Raw genomic sequence first — 18751 nt, forward strand, 5'->3', positions numbered from 1 at the left:
AGCTCTAAATTTTATCCGATGCAATCTGCGCCGTGAAATTTCAAATTTTATATCAGATCGCCCATTACCTCATAATCGCATTCGCTTCGTAAAATTTTGCCGCGACTAAAATTACGTTTAAATTCTATCGCATCTCGTAGAATTTCATGCACCCCGTCCTGTGTCTTTCAGTCGCTGTTTTGCCGCAGCCGTCACGTCCTCTTCATAATCATACCACGCAAACATCGCGCCGTGCTGCACCGAGCCGCCCAGCAGATCGCCCCCTTGGCGGTTTTTCAGATCGATATTTGCGACCTTAAATCCATCCAGCGTCGCTGCGAACTCGCGCAGGCGCTGCGGCGGAGATTTGAGCTTGGTGTAGAGGTAGCAGCGCCCCGCCTGTCCCTTGCGCCCGACGCGCCCGCGCAGCTGATGAAGCGACGCGAGCCCCATCCGCTCGGCACCCACGATTAAAATGACGCTAAGCCGCGGCAGCGAGATGCCCACTTCGACGATCGTCGTGGTTATCAGCAGCCGCCCCTTGTCGCGAAAGCGGCGCAGAACCTCCTCCTTATCCTTGTCGCTGCCGTGGGTAATCATCACGTCCGCAAACTGAGCCTTCCAAAACGGCGCCGCCTCCTCAAGGCTTTGATAGACCGAGCTTTCGCTTTGCTGCACTAGCGGATAGACGATGATTGCTTGATTGCCCGCGGCGAGCTCACGGCGCAGATCCTGCATAAAGCCCGCAAATCCGTCGTTTTGCAGGATTTTAGTTTTGATCTGCTTTTCAAACGGCAGCTGTTTTAAAAAGCTGAAGCTCACGAGCTCGGATTGGATCATGCTTAGCGTGCGCGGTATCGGCGTGGCGCTAAACTGAATGAAATGCGCGCGAAACTCGCCGTTTTCGGTGAGGCGCGCGATCTTTTCGCGCTGGTTGGAGCCGAAGCGGTGCTGCTCATCGACCATTATGAGATTTGACGGCGCGAGCTCGTGGTAGAGCAGGGCGTGAGTGCCGATGATAAGGTGCGCGCCCGCAAAATTCGGCTCGCGATCGCCGCTTTTTACGAGCAGAACCTTAATCTGTGGCGGCAGCAGACGGAGAGCTTCGGCGTAAATCTGCTCGGCTAGGATGCTCGTAGGCGCCATCAGATAGCTGATGCGCGGATAGTTCATCGCCGCGCTAGCGAGGATGACGAGCGTCTTGCCGCTGCCTACGTCGCCCATGACGACGCGGCGGCGCGCCAGAGGGCTTTGCAGATCGCTAGCGATGTCCTTTATCGCGCTTAACTGATCGCGCGTAGGCTCAAAAGGAAGCGAGGCAAGCCAGTCTGAAATGTCGTGCAGCGGGTAAATTTGCGCAGGGAAGCTCGTTTTTTTCGCGCTTAGCTTTTGCAAGTAGTTTAGAATTTCTACAAATTTCAGTGTGCGTAAAATTGCAGCACCGCTCATCTCTGCGACAGCCACGCTCTTGACGGCATCGGCGGCATGGACAGCTCCAGTGTCGCTTGCAATTTGAGCGATTGTAGTTTGGGCGGCTGCGGTCTGGATAGTTTCAGTTTGATAATGCGTAGGTTGCACGGCACAATCGCGCGAAGCGCTCATCGGTGCGGCGAGCGCGTCCTGAACAGCCTCGGCGGCGCTTGCGGTCTGAGCGATCGTAGGCTCTGCGGTCTGCACAGCTACTGCTGCCTGAACATTTTTGATTTGATCGCACGCAGGCTGCGCGCCCGCAGCTTGCGTGCTCAAAGTTTGGATGGTCGCGAATTGCGCGCTCGCTACTTGGCTTGAAGTTTGGATTGCTGCGGGTTGCGCACCTACGTCTTGAGTTTGGGCGATTGCGGATTGCAAATCTGTGATTCGAACGTCTGAAGTTTGAATCTCTGTGGGGTGTGTATCTACGTCTTGGGTACTTGCAATTTGTTGCGCGACTATGGCTTGCTCGGCTATGGACTGCGCGGTCGCGACATGCTCTAGCATGGGTTGCACGATTGCTGCTTGAACGTCTGCTGACCGTGTCGCTGTTTGGGCGATGAATACTAGGTCGTTTGAAATTTTATTGCTGTTCGCCGCCGCTTCATTATCGGCTTTGAAGTCGTCCGAAATTTCATCCTCACGCGCCTCGGCGCCGTTTGCGGCAAGAAAATCCTCGTCGCTTTGGACGTTAAAATTTTCGTCGTTATAAATCTCCTCCTCGCGCGCCTGAGGTTCCTCGCCGTCCAAAATTTTATCGCTCACAGCCTCTCCGCTGTGGATATTTTGGCTGGGCGAGGCTTCTGCGCCATTTGGAATTCCGCCGCTTAAAATTTCATTCGCCGCGCCTCGGCTTGCTTCGCAGGCAAGAACTCCGCCATTCTGCGGATAGCTTGAAATTTCATCATTTTGCGATCTGCCGTTTAAAATTTCGGCGGCGGCGGAGTTTTGCGAGCTTGAGATTTTGCCGTTATCTAAAATTCCGTCATCATTTAAAATTTTATCGCTGCTTGGAATTTCGCCTCTTAAAATTTCATTCCCATTCGGAATTTTGCCGCTGTTTGAAACGTCGTCGCGCTCGTCAAAATTTTCCGCGCCGCCTTCCTTGAGCTGCCTATTTAGCGCGGCTAGCATTCGCACGCTGCGCGGCGAGCTCTCGTGTAGCGCGAGCAGTACCGCCGCCTCGTCCGCGCGCAGCCCGCAGTCTAGAAGCGCGCCCGCGCTTAGATATTTTTTGATCAGCTTTTGCGCCGCCGCGTCGCTCAGCGCGGCTTTGTATTTGGGCGCGATCCTGCCCGGCTCGCTTACGATTTTTGGGTTTACGAACTGCCACGAGCCGAAGCTCTCGTCGCATTTGCCGTGGATGAAAAATTTTTTGCCGCGCTTGAAGGCGCCGAAGTGCCAGTTTTTGGCGTTGAAGATCACGATTTTGATCTCGCGCTCCCAGCTGAGGCAGTGCGCCGTGACGATGAGCATCGAGCCGCGCCTGTGCTGGAAGAGGCACTCGACCTCCGCAGTGCTCTCGCCCGCGCACGGCGCGTCCCCCACGCTTAGATCGTCGAAGCTTTTGGGCAGAAGCAGCGCCAGATCCAAAAGCGTCGTAATGCCCGCTTTTTGCAGTGCCGCCGCGTCTTTTGCTTCAAAAATCAATTTTCATCCTTTAAATTTGATAGGCGCTTAAGCCCTCGCGCTGTGAAATTTTATGCGCCGTGCAGATCGCTCGCCTAAATTTGATCGAAATTCTATGCGCCGCATCGAACGCTTGCTTAAATTTGCTCGGAATTTCGCCCATTGCGGCAAATTTACTCGCCGGCTTCGCCCATAAATTTTACTCGTTTGCGCGTGTTTTGTTTGGCGGCCATACTTTGCGGCGCGCACCCGGTTTTAAAACGGCGCGCGATCGCTTTTGAAATTTCACGACGCGATTTGCGGGGCCGTACGATCCGAAAGAGATGCATGCGCGCAACATCTTTCAAATTTCACGGCGTGGCTTACAGACGGCGTGCGAAATCGAGCTTTGATTTTGTGCGCTGAAATTTTACCGAGCCGCACACGGCGCCTTTAAATTTAGCCGTTCTTTCAAGGCTCGTAAATTTAATCGTTTCTGCAAAGCCCCGTAAATTTTAGCGCGACGCAAACGCGGTTTTAAATTTAAACGCACAAGCTGTCCGCAAACGCAGCGCAAAAGTAAAATTTAGCGCCGTCTGCGCCGCTTTATAAATTTAAAATTTACTCATTTATGCCGACCGCAGATACGCACCGCGACGGACTAAATTTTAAGCCCCTTTTTCGCGGCGGCCTCGTCGCAAATGACGGAAAAGCTTAGGTTCATGATCTCATCGTGCGATCTGATGAAATCGTTGAGCGCCCCGAGTTTTAGCGTCTCGATGCGCTTTAAATTTCGCTCGAACTCACCGAATGCGTAGCCCTTGTAATATTCGCTCTGCGCGATCGCCGCGCGCTTAAACATCGTCTCTTTTTGCAGCACTGCGCTTCCGATCAGGAATTTTTTTGCGCTTTTCAGCTCCGCTTCGCTCACGCCCGAGGCGATAAATTTCGCGATCTCCTCTTTTACGAGCGTGGCGGCGTTTTGCAAATTTTCGTTTTTGGTCTGCAGATAGCCCCAAAACTCGCGGCGGCTAAGCTCAAAATCGCCGCGCGCATAGACTGAGTACGCAAGTCCGTGCTTAACGCGGATACGCTCCATCAGCCTGCTGCCGAAACCGCTGCTTCCGAGCACGAAAAGCGCGGTGTTTGCGATAAACTCCTGCTCCTTTGGCAGCGTAAAGGGCGCGCCGAAGTAGATGTAGGCCTGCTGCGTCTGCTCCTTTTGGATCTTTATCTTTTTCGCATCGCTCGGCGTGAAAAACGGCAGCTCGCGCTTTTCTCCGCTTGCAAAAAGGCTTAAAATTTCCGCGATTTTCGGGTTTTTATCGCTCACGTCGCCGCATAAAACGACGTATAAATTCTCTAAACTCAGCGAGGCGAAAAACTCCCGCACGTCCTTCATCGTGATCCGCTCTATGCTCGCCTCGTCGCCTATGAGCGGCTGAGCGAGCCTCGTGCGCGGATACAGAAGTGCTTTTAGGTTGCATGTCGCGATGTAATCAAACTCGCTTTTTAGCACGGCGATCTCGCCTATGGTTTGCATTTTTAGCTTTTCGAGCACCGAGGGCGTTAAATTGGGCTCTTTAAGCAGCTCTCGCAGCATGTTTAAGCCGAAATCAAAGTGCTCTTTTAGGCAGTTTAGCTGGATGCCGAAGGTTTCAAAATTGCTCGTGGCGCTGATCTCGACCGCGCGGATATCGAGCTTGCGGTGAAATTCGCTCACTCCCAGCGTCTTTGAGCCCTCACCCAAAACGCCCGCGCAGATACGCGCAAGACCCGATATCTTCTCGCTCACCGCGCCGCTTGCTTTAAAAATTAGCTTGAAGCTCGCCACCGGCAGCGAATCGTCGAACTGATACAAAAAGTCGATTTTAGCGCTTTTGCCGCCTTTGGTCTTAAGTGAAATCTCTTTTTTTTCCATCGTTTTCCTTTATAAAATTTTTAAATTTTATCGCTCTTGCAGGCGCGGTTTTAAAATTTTGGCGCAGCCAAGCACGCCGCTTTTGAAATTTGCGCCGGGCTCGTTTTAAAAATTTCGCTAAAACAAGTTTTCAAAATTTAGTTCAAACTCGCTTCTAAAATTTCACGCTAGGGCAGTTTTGCCCGTCCTGCTTAAAATTTTAAAATTTAATCGCACCGCACGTTTTGTAAAATTCCAGCGCCCGAAACGCCGCGTCGCCGCAACGCGTTAGCAGAAATATATCCGTGCTCGAACACGGCAAGCGTTGTAAACGAAATGTCTCTTACGCGCCGTCTACGTCGCATTGATCTTGCGGCGTGGAATTTCACGTCCAAAAAATTCTAAGGCGAAATTCTGCAGCGAAATGAAATTTTACCGCGCGAATTCCGCTCGCACCAGTAAATTTAAACCCGTACCGATATCAAAATTTTAAATTTCGTTGCAAAATTCCACGATCGCAAAAATTCGCCATCTGTTTTAAGATAAAATTCTACCGCTAAATTCTAGCCGTAAGCGCATAAATTCCTGCCGCAAACACGCAAAGCTCGATTTTAAGCGTAAGTCTCCAAAATATCGTAGTTGGTGTTGCGCTTGGCGGGTATTTCGCCTACGTCGCGGATCAGCGCTATCATCTCGTCCTTGCTCATCCGAAAGCTCGCGCCCGCGGCCTTTACGACGTTTTCCTCCATCATCGTGCTTCCCAGATCGTTCGCGCCGAATTTCAGCGCCAGCTGCCCGATGTAGCTGCCCTGCGTGACCCAGCTGCTTTGGATGTTTTTGAAATTATCCAAAAATAGCCGCGAGACGGCGAGTAGGCGCAAGTAGCGGTTTGGGCTTTGCTTTTTGATCTCGGGGTGCTCACGCAAAAGGCGGGTATTTTGCCCCTGAAAGCTCCACAAAATAAACGCTCGAAAGCCGCCCGTGCGGTCTTGCAGCTCGCGGATTTTTTCCCAGTGCTCTACGATCTCGCGCGTGCTCTCCAGCGTGCCGAACATCATAGTGGCGGTCGTTTTCATACCGATGCCGTGTGCCTCCTCGTGCACTCTAAGCCATGTGGCGCTGTCGCTTTTGCGCGGCGCTACGAGGTCTCGCACGCGGTCGCTTAAAATTTCGGCTCCGGCTCCCGGCATCGAGTAAAGCCCCTTGGCTTGCAGCCTGCGAAGCACTTCGAGCGTGCTGATGCCGCTAAGACGCGCGATATAATCGATTTCGATCGCCGAGAAGCCGTGGATCGTGATGCTGGGGTAATTTTTGCGGATGAACTCCACGAGATCCTCGTACCATTCGATTTTCAGCTTCGGATGGACGCCGCCTTGAAATAAAATTTGCGTGCCGCCCACGGCGATGAGCTCCTCGATCTTTTCGCTAATCTGCTCAAAGCTCAGCACGTAGGCGTCTGCGTCGCTTGCGTGGCGGTAAAATGCGCAAAATTTGCAATCCACCATGCAGGCGTTGGTGTAGTTTATGTTTCGATCGATGATGAAGGTCGTGACGCGATCCGGATGCAGCTCGCGCTTGCGCGTAAACGCCGCTCGCCCAAGCTCGTTCAGATCGGCATGCTCGATCAGCTCTAGCGCCTCATCGGCGCTCATTCTAGCCATTAGCTCCCTTTAAATTTACATCGCTCGTGTCGGCATTGGAATTTTTATCGTCGGCACTCGTGCTGTCCGCGCCGCCTAAATTTGCGTAGCCGTCATTTAAATTTATCCCGTCTGCGCCGCTAGAATTTCGACTGCTATCTTTTTTAATCACGATCTGGCCGTTTTTTACGCCTAAAATTTCGACGCGGTCGCCCTCGTTAAGATCCGAAATTTCATCGCTTTTCCAAAACGTGCCTTTGAAATAGACCATGCCGTTTTTGACGGTGCCGGTGCCGCTTTCGTCTAAAAAATTATCTTTATGCTTCTCTTCTGGTTTGAAAAAGCGTGATTTTAGCGGCTTTTTAAATGCGATCAGAAGCACGAAAGAGAGTACGAACGAAAGCAGAATCTGCACGTCCCAATCAAGATGAAAGCCGAAGCTCAAAAGCCCCGTGATGAAAAATCCGGCGCTGAAAAATATAAAGGTAAAATCCATCACCAAAAGCTCGACGATCGCCAAAATCACGCCGATTATGATAAAAATCAGCGCGTTCATTTGAGCTCCTTCGCGCCGTTTTTGCCGAGGAATTCTTTAAGCACGCTAAGAGAGCCGAGCAGCTCGCTCGTTTCGTAAGGGATCAAAATTTTATCCTTGCTCGGATTTTTGGATAGCTCGCTAAAAGCGTTTACGCGACCCTGCGCGAGCAGGTATTCCGCCGCAAAGCTGGAAGCGCTCATCGCTAAATTTATACTGTCCATCGCGTCTTTTTGACCTTGCGCGAGCGCGATCTGCTCATATTTTTTCGCATCCGCCATACGCTCGATCGCCTCGGCTTCGAGCACCTTCTCCTGCTTTAGCGCCTCGGCGTTTCGGATGAGGGCTGCTTTTTCAGCCTCGGCTTTAAGCTCGATCGCGCGCTTTTCGCGCTCGGCTTTCATCTGCATATTCATCGCCTCTTCGATGCCGTGCGGTACCGAAATTTCGGAGATCTCCACGCGCATGATCTTTACGCCCCAGTTATCCGCGGCGTCGCCCAGAGCAATTTGCAGTTTGGAATTTAGCTGATCGCGCGAACTAAGCGTGCTATCTAGGCTCATCTCGCCGATCGCGCTACGTAGCGTCGTCATCGCTAAATTTGAAATCGCGCGGCGATAATCCTCGACGTTGTAAAGCGCCATCTTACCGTCGATGACTTTTAAAAACACGATACCGTCGACGCTTATGTTGACGTTATCTTTGGTGATGACTTGCTGCTTGCTGATGTCCACCAGCTGCTCGCGCACGCTCATCTTGGCGCGCACCGCGTCAAAAAACGGCACGATGATGTGAAAGCCGCCGTCAAGCACCTTATGAAAGCGACCCAGCCGCTCGATGATTAAAATTTCCGATTGTGAGACGATCTTGATCCCCATCTTTAGAATTGCCGCGATGAGGACGCAAAATACTATTACCGTAGTTACGAACCCTTCCATTTTCACTCCTGAATTAAAATTTCGCAATTATAGCATTTTTAGCTTATTTTGGCTTTTAAGGCGCGCCGTGATACAATTTCGCTAGATTTTTTATATTAAATTTACGGGATAAAATTTTATGATCAGATACATAGTCCTGCTTCGACATTCGCGCAACTACCGACTGCTCTTTTCGGCGGGTTTTATATGTATGTTCGGCTTGTGGTTTTCGGTGGTGGGGGTCGCTACGCTTCTAATCGAGCTTGGCGCGCCGGTGTGGGCGATCACGGCGGTGGGCGTCGTTTCGTTCGTGCCGAACGTTTTTTTAGCACCCATCAACGGCATCATCGTGGATAAATTTCAACCAAAGCCCCTGATGACGGCGATGTTTATAACCGAGATGATCAGTATTTTCATGCTGATTTTTATAGATAGTTTAGATTATCTGTGGCTGTTGCTTCTGATCGTGGTCGTGCGAAGCGTCGCAGGCACGCTGTTTTTTCAGACCGAATCCTCGACGCTGCCGAAATTTCTAAGCCGTCCTTATCTCAAGCTTGCCAACGAAATGACGGGCATTATCTGGACGATCACATATACTTTTGGAATGGCGAGCGCGGGCATTTTTATCCACTATTTCGGCGTGCGAGCGGCATTTATTTTGGATTTTTGCTTATACGTTTTTTCGTTTTTCATCCTGCTGCAGCTAAATTTTAAAGACCTTGCAAGAAACGCGCGTGAGCCGGTGTTTAAGATGCTAAAGGAGGGCTTTTCTTACCTGCGCTCACATCCTTTGGTCGTGCATCTCATCGTCCTTCACGCCTTCGTCGCCGTCACTACTTACGACAATCTCATCGCGCTTCTTGCGAAGTATAAATACAAAGAAATTTTAAGCGCCTCGCTAGTCATCGGGCTTATGAATATGTCGCGCTCGGCGGCCGCATTTTTCGGGCAGATATGGCTAAGCAAGATCGTAAACAAACACACTTTTTTTTGGATCCTGCTGGGGCAGTTTGCGGGCATCGCGCTGTGGGCGGTGCTGGAATTTAACTACTGGCTTTCGTTTGCGGGCATGATCGCGGCGGGATTTTTCATCACGACGGTGTGGTCGTATTCTTTTACGCAGCTGCAAAGCCACGTCGACAGGGAGTTTTTCGGGCGCGTTATCGCCTACAACGACATGGCGTATTTCATCGTCGCGACGCTCGTGTCGGCTGCGATCGGATTTTTTTTCGAGCTTGGATTTTCGCTTTCGCAAATCACCTTCAGCATGGGCTTTATGTTTGCAATCGCGGCGTTTTATTATAGATTTTTGATCTACGAAAAAATTTAAAATTTTAAAGCTATCTTTTCGGCGCGATCTCGGGGCGGAAGATAGCAAATACGAATAAAAAGCTCATCGCTGCGAAAAATACCCAGATAAAGCCGTTTGCGCCCAAAAATTTCATCATCGCGCCGATTATCAAAGGCGAGCAGAGCGACGCGCTCGAATAGATAAAGAGCATCGCCGCAGAAATTTGCACGCGAGATGCACCCTCGCCGGTGATGGAGTCGTTTGCGCGCGCGATGGCGAGCGAATACAAAGGAAAGGCGCCAAATCCCAACATCAGCGCAAGTGCGCACGTTAAGATGAAGCTTTTAGCAAAAAATAGCGCCGCGCAGGAAGTAAGACCCACGACGCAAACTATCATTATGGCGCGTTTGCGACCAAACTTATCTGAAATAGTGCCACAGACGAGCTGCGCTAAGAAGCCTCCTGCCATCGCCGATCCCATAAATGCACCCACCGAGCCCACTCCAAGCCCTGCGCTTAGCACGAAAACGCTCGCCATCGAAAAAAAGCCGTTAATCAAAATGCCCGCGCAAACCACCGTCGCAAACGCAAGCGGCGGCACGATCGAAATTTGCGGCATCGAGATGCGCATGCGAGCGGGAACTCTGGGAGGGTTGAAGCGGATTAAATTTACCGGCAGTAGTGCTAGGATGATGAAAAATGCGCTTAGCACGAAGACCTTCATCGTTCCGAAATTTAGCGCCAAAATTATAACTCCTATCGCAAACGCGCCGTAAAAAACCGCTTCGTAGATCGCCAGCACGCGGGAGCGGATGGAGTTTGTGATCTTTGAGTTTATCCAGCTTTCGATTATCATCAAAAGCGCGTAGTAGCAAAAGCCCAAAATAAAGCGTAAAATCGCCCAATATACGAGGTTTGAGCCAAGATCGTGCAGCATTGCAGCAATTCCGAAAAGCGCTGTAAAGACCGCGTATGCCCGCACGTACGAGAGCGCGCCGATTATCGAAGGCACGAAAAAGCCGCTAAAGATCGCTCCTAAAAAGAAAAACGCCGAAATCGCTCCGATCTCAAGCTCGCTGTGGCCGGATTCTTTTAGCATGATGCCCGCGCTTGCGATGACTAGCGCGTCGCCGATAAACATAAAGAAAATCCCCAGAAATAGGGGGCTTAGCGAGCGTGCTGCGCGCATAGATTCAAACAATGACTTTCCCTTGGAATTAAATTTGGCGTATTGTAGCCTTTTATTGATTAAAGCTCGGTTTTTATGTAAAAAATATTTGAAAAATTTCGATTCGGATAGAGATTTTAAAAAGATGCGAAAATTTATAAAGGAAAATAAAGCTAAAATTTTATCACAGATGCCGAAGATCAAGTGCAGGTAGCGCCCAAAAGCCCAACGTGCGATAAAATTTTACCGCAGCGGTTTTAAAACGGCGCGAGCGTTTAAATTTAGAGACGCGCCGCAACGAAGCGCTAAAAATTTAAGATAAATTTTAATCCAAGCATTAAAGCTCTAGTAGTCGTGCCTCGTCGCACCAAAGAGACGAGCTTTATTGAAAAGCACTGCAAGCTAAAGCAGCGATCCGCGCGGCTAAATTTAAAGGTAAAATTTCAATCTTTGCGGATAAATTTATGCGACTTGCTTCTAAAGATAAAATTTCAAAATTTTATAGAACAAAACCGGGGCGCAAAAGGGGCAAAATTTTAAAGCTCTAGCCGTTTTGCATGATCCCCTTTAGGCTGCGATACTCCTCGCATTCGGCCGTTAGCTTTGCGTCGGTGCCGATGGCAAGTATTCGGCCGTTTTTCATCACGGCGATATTATCGGCGCGCTCGATCGTGGATAGGCGGTGGGCGATTACAAAGACGATTTTGCTTTGTTTGATCTTTTCGATGACGTTTGAGATCTCCTTTTCGCTTGCGTTATCCAGCGCCGAAGTCGCCTCGTCGAATATTAAAATTTGCGGGTCCTTATACAGCGCGCGCGCGATGGCGATACGCTGGCGCTGCCCGCCGCTAAGGTTTGCGCCGAACTCGCTAAGCACGGTGTAAATTCCATCCTTCATCGAGCTTACGAACTCATAGGCGTTGGCGAGCTTGAGCGCTTCTATAACGCGCTGCTCGTTAAATTCCGCGCCGTAGCTTACGTTTTGCGCGATCGTGTCGTTAAAAATATAGACGCGCTGGCTTACGAGACCGATATTTTCGCGCAGACTAGGGATGCTAAACTCGCCGATCTCGTCGTTGCCGTTAAATAAAATTTTACCGCTACTTGCGTCGTAAAAGCGCATCAGCAGGTTCACGACCGAGCTTTTGCCGCCGCCGCTGTTTCCGACGAGCGCTAAAATTTCGCCCTTTTTGACGCCAAAGCTTATATCTTTCAGCGCCGCCTTGTTGCCGTAGTTTAGCGACACGTCGCAAAAGCTCACCGAGCCTATCTCGCCCATCTGCTTGCCGCCTCCTACGATCGTAGGCTCCAAATCTATGAGCTCAAACGTCCGCTCGCTCGCGGCGATGGCGTCTTGCATATTGTTGTAGAGCGAGGAGACCTTTTTTATCGGCGTGTAAACCATAAAAAGCGCCGTAAGGAAGCTGAAAAAGCTGCCGATGCTCATCTGGCCCGCGATGACCTCCTGTCCTCCGACGATGATCACCACGGCGATACCCACGGCGCCTAGCATCTCCATGATCGGGCTTACCAGGCACGTCGTTACGACCGCCTTTAAATTTAGACCGAAAAATTTCTTGTTTTCGGCGTTAAATTTCTCCACTTCAAAGCTCTCGGCGTTGCTTGCTTTGACGATTTCGATGTTGGAGTAAATTTGGCTGAGCGCCGAGGAGATATCGGAGGTTTTCTCTTGAGACTCGCGCGAAATTTTTTTCATCCGCTTTGCAAGGCGCGAGAGTGGATATATCGCGCACGGAAAGACTACGAGTGCGAAAAACGAGAGCTTTGGGCTCTGATAGATCACGACGCCCAAAAGCCCCAAAATCGTAATAATCTGCGTGAAAAAATCCGGGATCATATTTGAAACCACGACGCGGATACGCTCGATGTCGTTGATCGTGCGGCTGATGAGCTCGCCCGTGCGGAAGCGGTTGAAAAAATCCACGTCCAGCCGCACGAGGCTTGCGACGAGCCTATCGCGGAAGCGGCGCACCGTGTCTTGACCGATGAAGGCGGTGAAGTAGTTTTGCATAAACGCGCCGCCGCTTTTCATCGCGAAAACCACGATGATCGCGATCGGAAGCGTGTAGAGATACGGTTCGTTTTTTTCGACGAAAATTTTATTTAAAACGGGCTCGACCAGCTTCGCGCTCGCAGCAGTCGCCACGCTCGTCATCACCATACCCAAAATCGCCAATGCAAACTGCGGCTTATAATCCCTAAAATAGGGCTTAAAGCGCGATAGTAAAGTTTTAAAGCCGTTCAAATGCAATCCTTTTTTATAAAATTTTTAAAATTTAAAATCCAAAAATTCATGAAATTTCAAAATTCATGAAATTTCAAAATTCTTGAAATTTTAGAATTTCCAACCCCAAAATTCTTGAAATTTTAAAATTTCGGCCGCGAGGCAGCACGAAATTTATGGGGCGGCGCGGGCCTAATTTGCGCTTCGCAAGCTCGCTAAATCAACTCGCTCGCATGCGGCGACCGTGCGGACGACGCCGAGATTTAGCTTTTTTTGTTTGCCGCTTTTAAAGCGTTAAGCGCTTAAAGCGAGCGAGTTTTTATTTATCGCGATCTTTCGCTTTCGAAAGCCATTTTTAAAACATTGAGCTCTTTAAGGTGCCTATAAAGCGCTCACAAATGCCGTATCATAATATAACATCGCGTTTATCGCGACTTCGCATCGTTGCGCTGCATTGCTCTTTTGCACCACCGCACTAACTATAAAATCGCGACCTGCCTTGCGCATTCGCCACTATATCAGCAACATTACCGAATGAAATCGTGACTTTCGTTGCTGCGTGCACCCGCGTACAATACGCTATAAAAATCGCGCCAAAATTTGCATGTCACCACAGCATGTTCTACTGCACCTAGTCGCGTTAAAATTTACGCACAGGCTACCGCAGTGCTACTTTCACTGCGCTGCATCGCAACTTTGCATCGCCAATTGCCATAAAATCGCACTAAAATTTACGCACAGACGAGCCGTAGTGCTACCGCTGTACTGCGCTATATCGCGCCGTTGTATCAGCTGCGCCGCCGAATGAAAATTGCACCCGCCTTGCGCCTTCGCCGCTGCGTCGTGCCGTACATCGCATCGCTCCTGCACCGTATCACTGAACAAAACCGCGCGGCCGTACCCGAAATGCCGCAAATAAAAATCGCGCTAAAATTTATGCGCGGATTAGCGTTCTGATTTGCGCTTCGCATCGTAAAAATCGTAAAATTTAACGTAAAATTTTACGTTCTACTCCGTTGCGACCTCCCAAACGGTGCCGCTAGGCGTATCCATCACTTCGATCTTCATATCCGTAAGGCGCGCCCTGATGGCATCCGCGCTCGCAAAGTCCTTTTCCGCCTTCGCCTGCGCGCGCTGTTTTATCAGCTCCTCGATCTGCGCCCTTTGCTGCTCGCTCACGCCGAAGCGAAAGTATTCGGTCTCATCCTCATATAAAATTCCGAGCGTCTGCTTCGCAAACTCCAAATTTGCGGCGATACGGGCTTTTAGCGCCTTGTCTTTTGGCGCGCGATCTAGCGCTTCGTTCGCGCTTGCTACGAAGCTATCAAGCACCGCAAGCGCGCCTGAGGTGTTGAGATCGTCGCTTAAAAACTCCATCATCTCCGATCTAAATTTAACCTCTGCAGCAGGCAGTTCGGGGACAGAATTTTGCCCTGCAGCGGGAGCCAAAACGTCACGGACGCGCTTTTTAAGGCGGTAAATTTTATCGAGCCTCTTTTTGCTCGCAAGCAGATCGGTCACCGAATAATTAAAATTTGCCCTATAATGCGAGCTTAAGAGATAAAATCTCAGCGCCTCGCCGGGTGCGATTTTTAGGGCATCTCCTACAAAAAAGGAGTTGCCGAGGCTCTTGCTCATCTTTTCGTTATTCACCTGCACGAAGCCGTTGTGAAGCCAGTATTTGCTTAGCGCTCTATGGCGGGCGCAGCGGCACTGCGCGGCTTCGTTTTCGTGATGCGGGAAGAGCAGATCGGCGCCGCCTGCGTGAATGTCGATGCAAAATTGCGGATCGCCGCTATCAAGGTGCGCCAAAATCATCGCGACGCACTCGCTGTGCCAGCCCGGGCGCCCTTTGCCAAACGGGCTATCAAACCAATTCTCGTCGAATTTCCACAGCACAAAGTCCTTCTCGTCGTGTTTGGCATCGTTTGAGGCGACGCGGGCGATGTTTTTGCCGGCGCCCTCTTTTTTGCCGCTAAGACTTAGATAATCCCCGTCCTTGCGCGTGTCAAAGTAGATGCCGTCACCCGCGATCACGTAGGCAAAGCCTTTTTGAAGAAGCGAGGATATGAGCTCGCAGATCGCGGCGATATTTTCGGTCGCTTTGGGCGAAATGCTCGCGTTCTCGACGTTTAGCGCGCTCATATCCTGCAAATATCTGCGAGTATAAAGCTCCGTGATCTCCTTCAGGCTTTTGCCCGTCTGCTCCATCTTTTTTAAAATTTTATCGTCAATGTCGGTGAAATTTCGCGCAAATTTAACCTCATAGCCCTCCGCTTGCAGTACACGGCGCAGCAGATCGAAGCTCACGGCGCTTTTTGCGTGCCCCAAATGCGCATCGTCATAAACGGTCGGGCCGCAGGCGTAAATGCGCGCCAGCCCCTCGCTAATGGGCTTAAAAGGGAGCTTCTTTTTGCTCAAACTATCATAAATTACCATAATACAAGCCTTTTAAAATGTATAAAATCGCCGCTTCGCCCGCACAAAGCGCCGCGATCGCAATAATTTTTTTTGCGCGGATTATAGCCAAAAAGTTATTAAATCCAAAAAAATAGAGATTAAAGCCGAGCAGAAACGCCCCCGTTATCGTGCTTGCAAACGCAAGCCCCACGGCTCCGAAGGGTTTAAAAAACAGCGCGCACAAAGCGACGTTTATAAAGACGCACCAGATCGAAATTTTCGCGCTTAGCTTCTGCTTCATATTCGCATACAGCCAGTGCGAAAAAATCCTAGACAACCCAAACGGCACGAGCCCTACCATATACGCGCCGAGAACCGCGGCGCATTCGATAGAATTTTGACGGGTAAATTCTCCGCGCTCAAATAGCAGCTGCGTGATCTCGTTTCGCAGCATCACGCCGCCTATCGCAGAGAGCCCGAGCAGCGTCAAAAGGAAGTAAAATCCGCGCTCCACGAGCACCAGAGCCTGCGCGTCGTCGTGAGCTTTTACGAATTTGCTCATGCGCGGAAAGATCGCCGTGCTAAGCGCGATCGCAAAAAGCGCGAGCGGCAGCTGAAATATGCGGTTGGCGTAGTAGAGATAGCTGATACTGCCGCTAGCAAGGAAGCTCGCAAAAAAGGTATCTATAAACGAGCTTAGCTGAAGCGCCGACGCACCGAGCACGCCTGCGAAAAAATTTTTATAAAAGCCCTGCGTTTGTGCTTTATCACCACGCGCAAGCCGCGCAAAGCCGCCAGCTAAGACGCGTAGCATACCGGTGAACTTCAGTGCATAAATGTGTACCGCAAGCTGTAAAAGCCCGCCCGCTACGACGCCGAAGCTAAGATAGAGTACCGCCGTGGCGCCGTCTTTGCCGCGAGCTAGCAAAAGCGCCACGATCATCGCTAAATTTAAAAGTGCGGTCGAAAACGCCGTCGTAGCGAAATGATCGCGATACTGAAGCAGCGAGGCAAAGAGCGTAACGACAAAGATAAATGTAAGGTAGAAAAAATTTATCCGCACGTACGGCACCGCAAGACCGATCTGCTCGGCGCTAAATCCGTATGCCAAAACTTTAGTAAAAACGGGCGCAGCAAGCAGTACAAGCGCCGTTAAAAGCGCGATAAAAATGCTAAATTTTATTAGCACCGCTGCGGCAAAAATTCCTTTTTTACGCGCGGCGGTAAAGCTAGGCAAAAACGCCTGCGTAAAGGCTCCCTCGCCGAATAGTCTGCGGAAAAGATTGGGCAGTTTAAACGCTACGAAAAATAGATCGCTATAAATCCCCGCGCCCAAAACCGATGCGGTAAGCAGGTCGCGCACGAAACCCAAAACTCGCGAAACCAGCGTGCCTGCGCTATTTGTAAAAAAGCCTCTGAGCATAAATCTCCATTAAATTTTATAAAATGCCAAGGTTGATTATATTATAATTTCCCCTATTTTTTGATTTTGGAGAGAAATTTTTGCGGAATTTAGCCTTTTCGCTCGAAAGCTCGGGCGGGAAAAACACCTTATCGCTACGCGGGCAGTGGAACTATAAAAGTTCGCGATCGCAGCTACTTGCACTAAAAAAAGCGGTAAAAAATCTAAACGAGCTGGAGCTAAGCTTAAGCGAAATTTCAAATTTAGACTATTTCATGGCACTGATGATCAAAAATGCCCTTGCCGGTAAGCGAGTCAGCCTTGTGGAGGATAGCTGCAAAGCTGCCAAAATTCTAAGTTTTATGGATGATAAAACAATCGATTTTAGCTACGTACCCGAATCTCGCAGGCTAAATTTTTTAGCGCAGATCGGGCTTTATTGCCATCTTGGAATTTTAGGCTTGCTAAGCCTTGCAAGCTTTTTGGGCGAGTTTTTCTCCAAACTCGCAGCTTTTATAATTCATCCGATGAAATTCCGCTTCAAAGAAACCGTAAATTTCATCAAAGATAGCGGCATAGACGCGCTTTTCATAGTCTCATTGACGGCATTTTTGATCGGTATCGTGCTTGCTTACATAGGCTCGGATATGCTTTCTAAATTTGGCGCCAGCATCTATATCATCGATATAATGGGAGCTTTGACGCTTCGCGAGGTAGCGCCTCTAATCGCTGCTATTGTTATCGCAGGTCGTTCGGCTTCGAGCTTTACGGCGCAGATCGGCGTGATGAAGATCACCGAAGAGATCGATGCGATGAGGACGATGGGCTTTGATCCGTTTTATTTTCTTGCGATGCCGCGCATTATCGCGATGGTACTAATCATGCCGCTAGTTATTTTTATCGCAGACGGCGTGAGTATCCTTGCGCAGATGATCGTGTGTGACGCGTATTTAGACATAGCCTTTAGCGATTATTTGGATAGATTTAAGGCTTCTGTAGAGCTTAGGCATTTTTTAGTAGGTATGATTAAAGCGCCGTTTTTCGGGGCATTTATCGCTATCATCGGCTGCATGCGGGGTTTTGAGGTCAAAGGAAATACCCAAAGCATCGGCGAATACACTACCATTAGCGTCGTAAACGCGATATTTTGGGTTATCGCGATCGACGCGGTATTTGCGGTTTTGTTTTCGGAAATCGGGTTATGAGCGAGCAAGTGCAATCTAGCGAAAGCGCTAAAATTATAGTCGCGCACGACATTACTACCGCGTACGGATCGCGCGTTATGCACGATTGCGTGAGTTTTAGCATCAAAAGGGGCGAAATTTACGGCTTTTTAGGCGGCAGCGGTAGCGGCAAAACGACGTTAATGAAAACGCTCATATTTTTAAAGCGCCCGCAAAGCGGCGAGATTAAAATTTTTGGGCGCGATATTTGGCGCGCGAGCGAAGCGGAGCAAAACGAGATCCGCTTAAAATGCGGCGTGATGTTTCAGTTCGGTGCGCTTTACAGCTCAATGAGCGTGCTCGAAAACGTAGGCGTGCTGCTTCGCGAATACTCTAAATTTAGCGAGCGCGAGATAGATGAGCTATCGATGTTTTGGATCCAAAAGGTGGGACTTAAAAAAGAGGCTGCCGCGCTTAGCCCAAACGAGCTTAGCGGCGGTATGAAAAAGCGCGTGGCGCTGGCTCGCGCGCTAGCACTTAGCCCTGAAATTTTATTTTTGGACGAGCCGAACTCGGGGCTTGATCCGCTCAGCGCCAGAGCCCTTGATAGGCTTGTTTGCGAGCTTAGGGACAGCCTCGGCGTCACGGTCGTGATGGTGACGCACGACGTGGATAGTATCTTTGACATTTTGGATCGGTTTTTGATCGTGGATAATCAAAAAATCGCTTTTGAAGGAAGCATCGAGGAGATTTCAAGCCTAGATAATAATCCGCTTGAAGAGCTATTTAAGATGCGGCAAAGGGATTGAGCTTCGGAATTTACCGAGCCGAAATATGCATCGTGGCGGGTAAAATTTAGATAGGTAGGAGCTGAAATTTTAAAATAGCAGCGGAAGAATTTTAAATTTTAAACCTAGCGAGGAATTCCGGGCTCCGCAGGGCTTAAATTTTAAAATTTAGACCTTAGCGGCTCAATCAAAATTTTAAAATTTAGGCGGGTCGTATTTAAGGGCGCATTTATTGGATAGCGCAT

Annotated in this window: 12 protein-coding genes and 1 pseudogene; 3 read left to right on the plus strand and 10 right to left on the minus strand. The window is 49.8% G+C overall.

The window, feature by feature from the left end; all coding sequences use genetic code 11:
• Positions 1 to 144: 144 nt before the first annotated feature.
• From recG to Q0140_RS12165, 6 genes and pseudogenes are all read right to left on the minus strand, one after another.
• Positions 145 to 1470: pseudogene (gene recG, locus Q0140_RS12140) on the minus strand (ATP-dependent DNA helicase RecG); the annotation flags it as partial.
• A gap of 1639 nt (positions 1471 to 3109) precedes the next feature.
• The gene (locus Q0140_RS12145) at positions 3110 to 3241 is read right to left on the minus strand and encodes a hypothetical protein (RefSeq protein ID WP_297964927.1); all 132 of its coding nucleotides are present in this window, start codon (positions 3239 to 3241) and stop codon (positions 3110 to 3112) included.
• 477 nt (positions 3242 to 3718) lie between these two features.
• Positions 3719 to 4978, minus strand: coding sequence for a pitrilysin family protein (locus Q0140_RS12150; RefSeq protein ID WP_297964929.1), 1260 nt, complete (start codon positions 4976 to 4978; stop codon positions 3719 to 3721).
• A gap of 590 nt (positions 4979 to 5568) precedes the next feature.
• On the minus strand, positions 5569 to 6618 hold the full coding sequence (locus Q0140_RS12155) for a dehypoxanthine futalosine cyclase (RefSeq protein ID WP_297964931.1): 1050 nt from the start codon (positions 6616 to 6618) through the stop codon (positions 5569 to 5571).
• Complete coding sequence (locus tag Q0140_RS12160; protein ID WP_297964933.1) at positions 6611 to 7153, minus strand: NfeD family protein; 543 nt, start codon at positions 7151 to 7153, stop codon at positions 6611 to 6613. Before Q0140_RS12160 ends, Q0140_RS12155 begins: the two co-directional genes overlap by 8 nt.
• A complete protein-coding gene (locus Q0140_RS12165; RefSeq protein WP_297964934.1) occupies positions 7150 to 8070 on the minus strand; it encodes a stomatin-like protein in 921 nt (306 codons plus the stop codon). Before Q0140_RS12165 ends, Q0140_RS12160 begins: the two co-directional genes overlap by 4 nt.
• Positions 8071 to 8188: 118 nt before the next feature.
• Between Q0140_RS12165 and Q0140_RS12170 the strand changes: the two genes are divergently transcribed.
• Complete coding sequence (locus tag Q0140_RS12170; protein ID WP_297964936.1) at positions 8189 to 9379, plus strand: MFS transporter; 1191 nt, start codon at positions 8189 to 8191, stop codon at positions 9377 to 9379.
• Between the two features lie 10 nt (positions 9380 to 9389).
• On the opposite strand, the gene Q0140_RS12175 is transcribed toward Q0140_RS12170, so the two are convergent.
• From Q0140_RS12175 to murJ, 4 genes are all read right to left on the minus strand, one after another.
• Positions 9390 to 10541, minus strand: a complete 1152-nt coding sequence (locus Q0140_RS12175; RefSeq protein WP_297964937.1) for an MFS transporter — start codon at positions 10539 to 10541, stop codon at positions 9390 to 9392.
• Positions 10542 to 11052: 511 nt separating this feature from the next.
• Positions 11053 to 12774: an ABC transporter ATP-binding protein gene (locus Q0140_RS12180; RefSeq protein WP_297964938.1), complete on the minus strand. Its 1722-nt coding sequence runs from the start codon at positions 12772 to 12774 to the stop codon at positions 11053 to 11055.
• A gap of 987 nt (positions 12775 to 13761) precedes the next feature.
• Positions 13762 to 15192 carry a cysteine--tRNA ligase gene (gene cysS / locus Q0140_RS12185; protein WP_297964940.1) on the minus strand — a complete coding sequence of 477 codons (1431 nt, stop codon included), beginning with the start codon at positions 15190 to 15192 and terminating at the stop codon, positions 13762 to 13764.
• On the minus strand, positions 15179 to 16576 hold the full coding sequence (gene murJ / locus Q0140_RS12190) for a murein biosynthesis integral membrane protein MurJ (protein ID WP_297964943.1): 1398 nt from the start codon (positions 16574 to 16576) through the stop codon (positions 15179 to 15181). Before murJ ends, cysS begins: the two co-directional genes overlap by 14 nt.
• Before the next feature lie 80 nt (positions 16577 to 16656).
• Here murJ and Q0140_RS12195 point away from each other — a divergent pair, with 80 nt between their 5' ends.
• Positions 16657 to 17760, plus strand: a complete 1104-nt coding sequence (locus Q0140_RS12195; protein WP_297964945.1) for an ABC transporter permease — start codon at positions 16657 to 16659, stop codon at positions 17758 to 17760.
• A complete protein-coding gene (locus Q0140_RS12200; RefSeq protein WP_297964947.1) occupies positions 17757 to 18527 on the plus strand; it encodes an ATP-binding cassette domain-containing protein in 771 nt (256 codons plus the stop codon). The genes Q0140_RS12195 and Q0140_RS12200 overlap by 4 nt, the downstream gene beginning before the upstream one ends.
• Positions 18528 to 18751: the final 224 nt, after the last annotated feature.

This window comes from uncultured Campylobacter sp. (genome assembly GCF_938045405.1).
GTDB lineage: Bacteria > Campylobacterota > Campylobacteria > Campylobacterales > Campylobacteraceae > Campylobacter_B.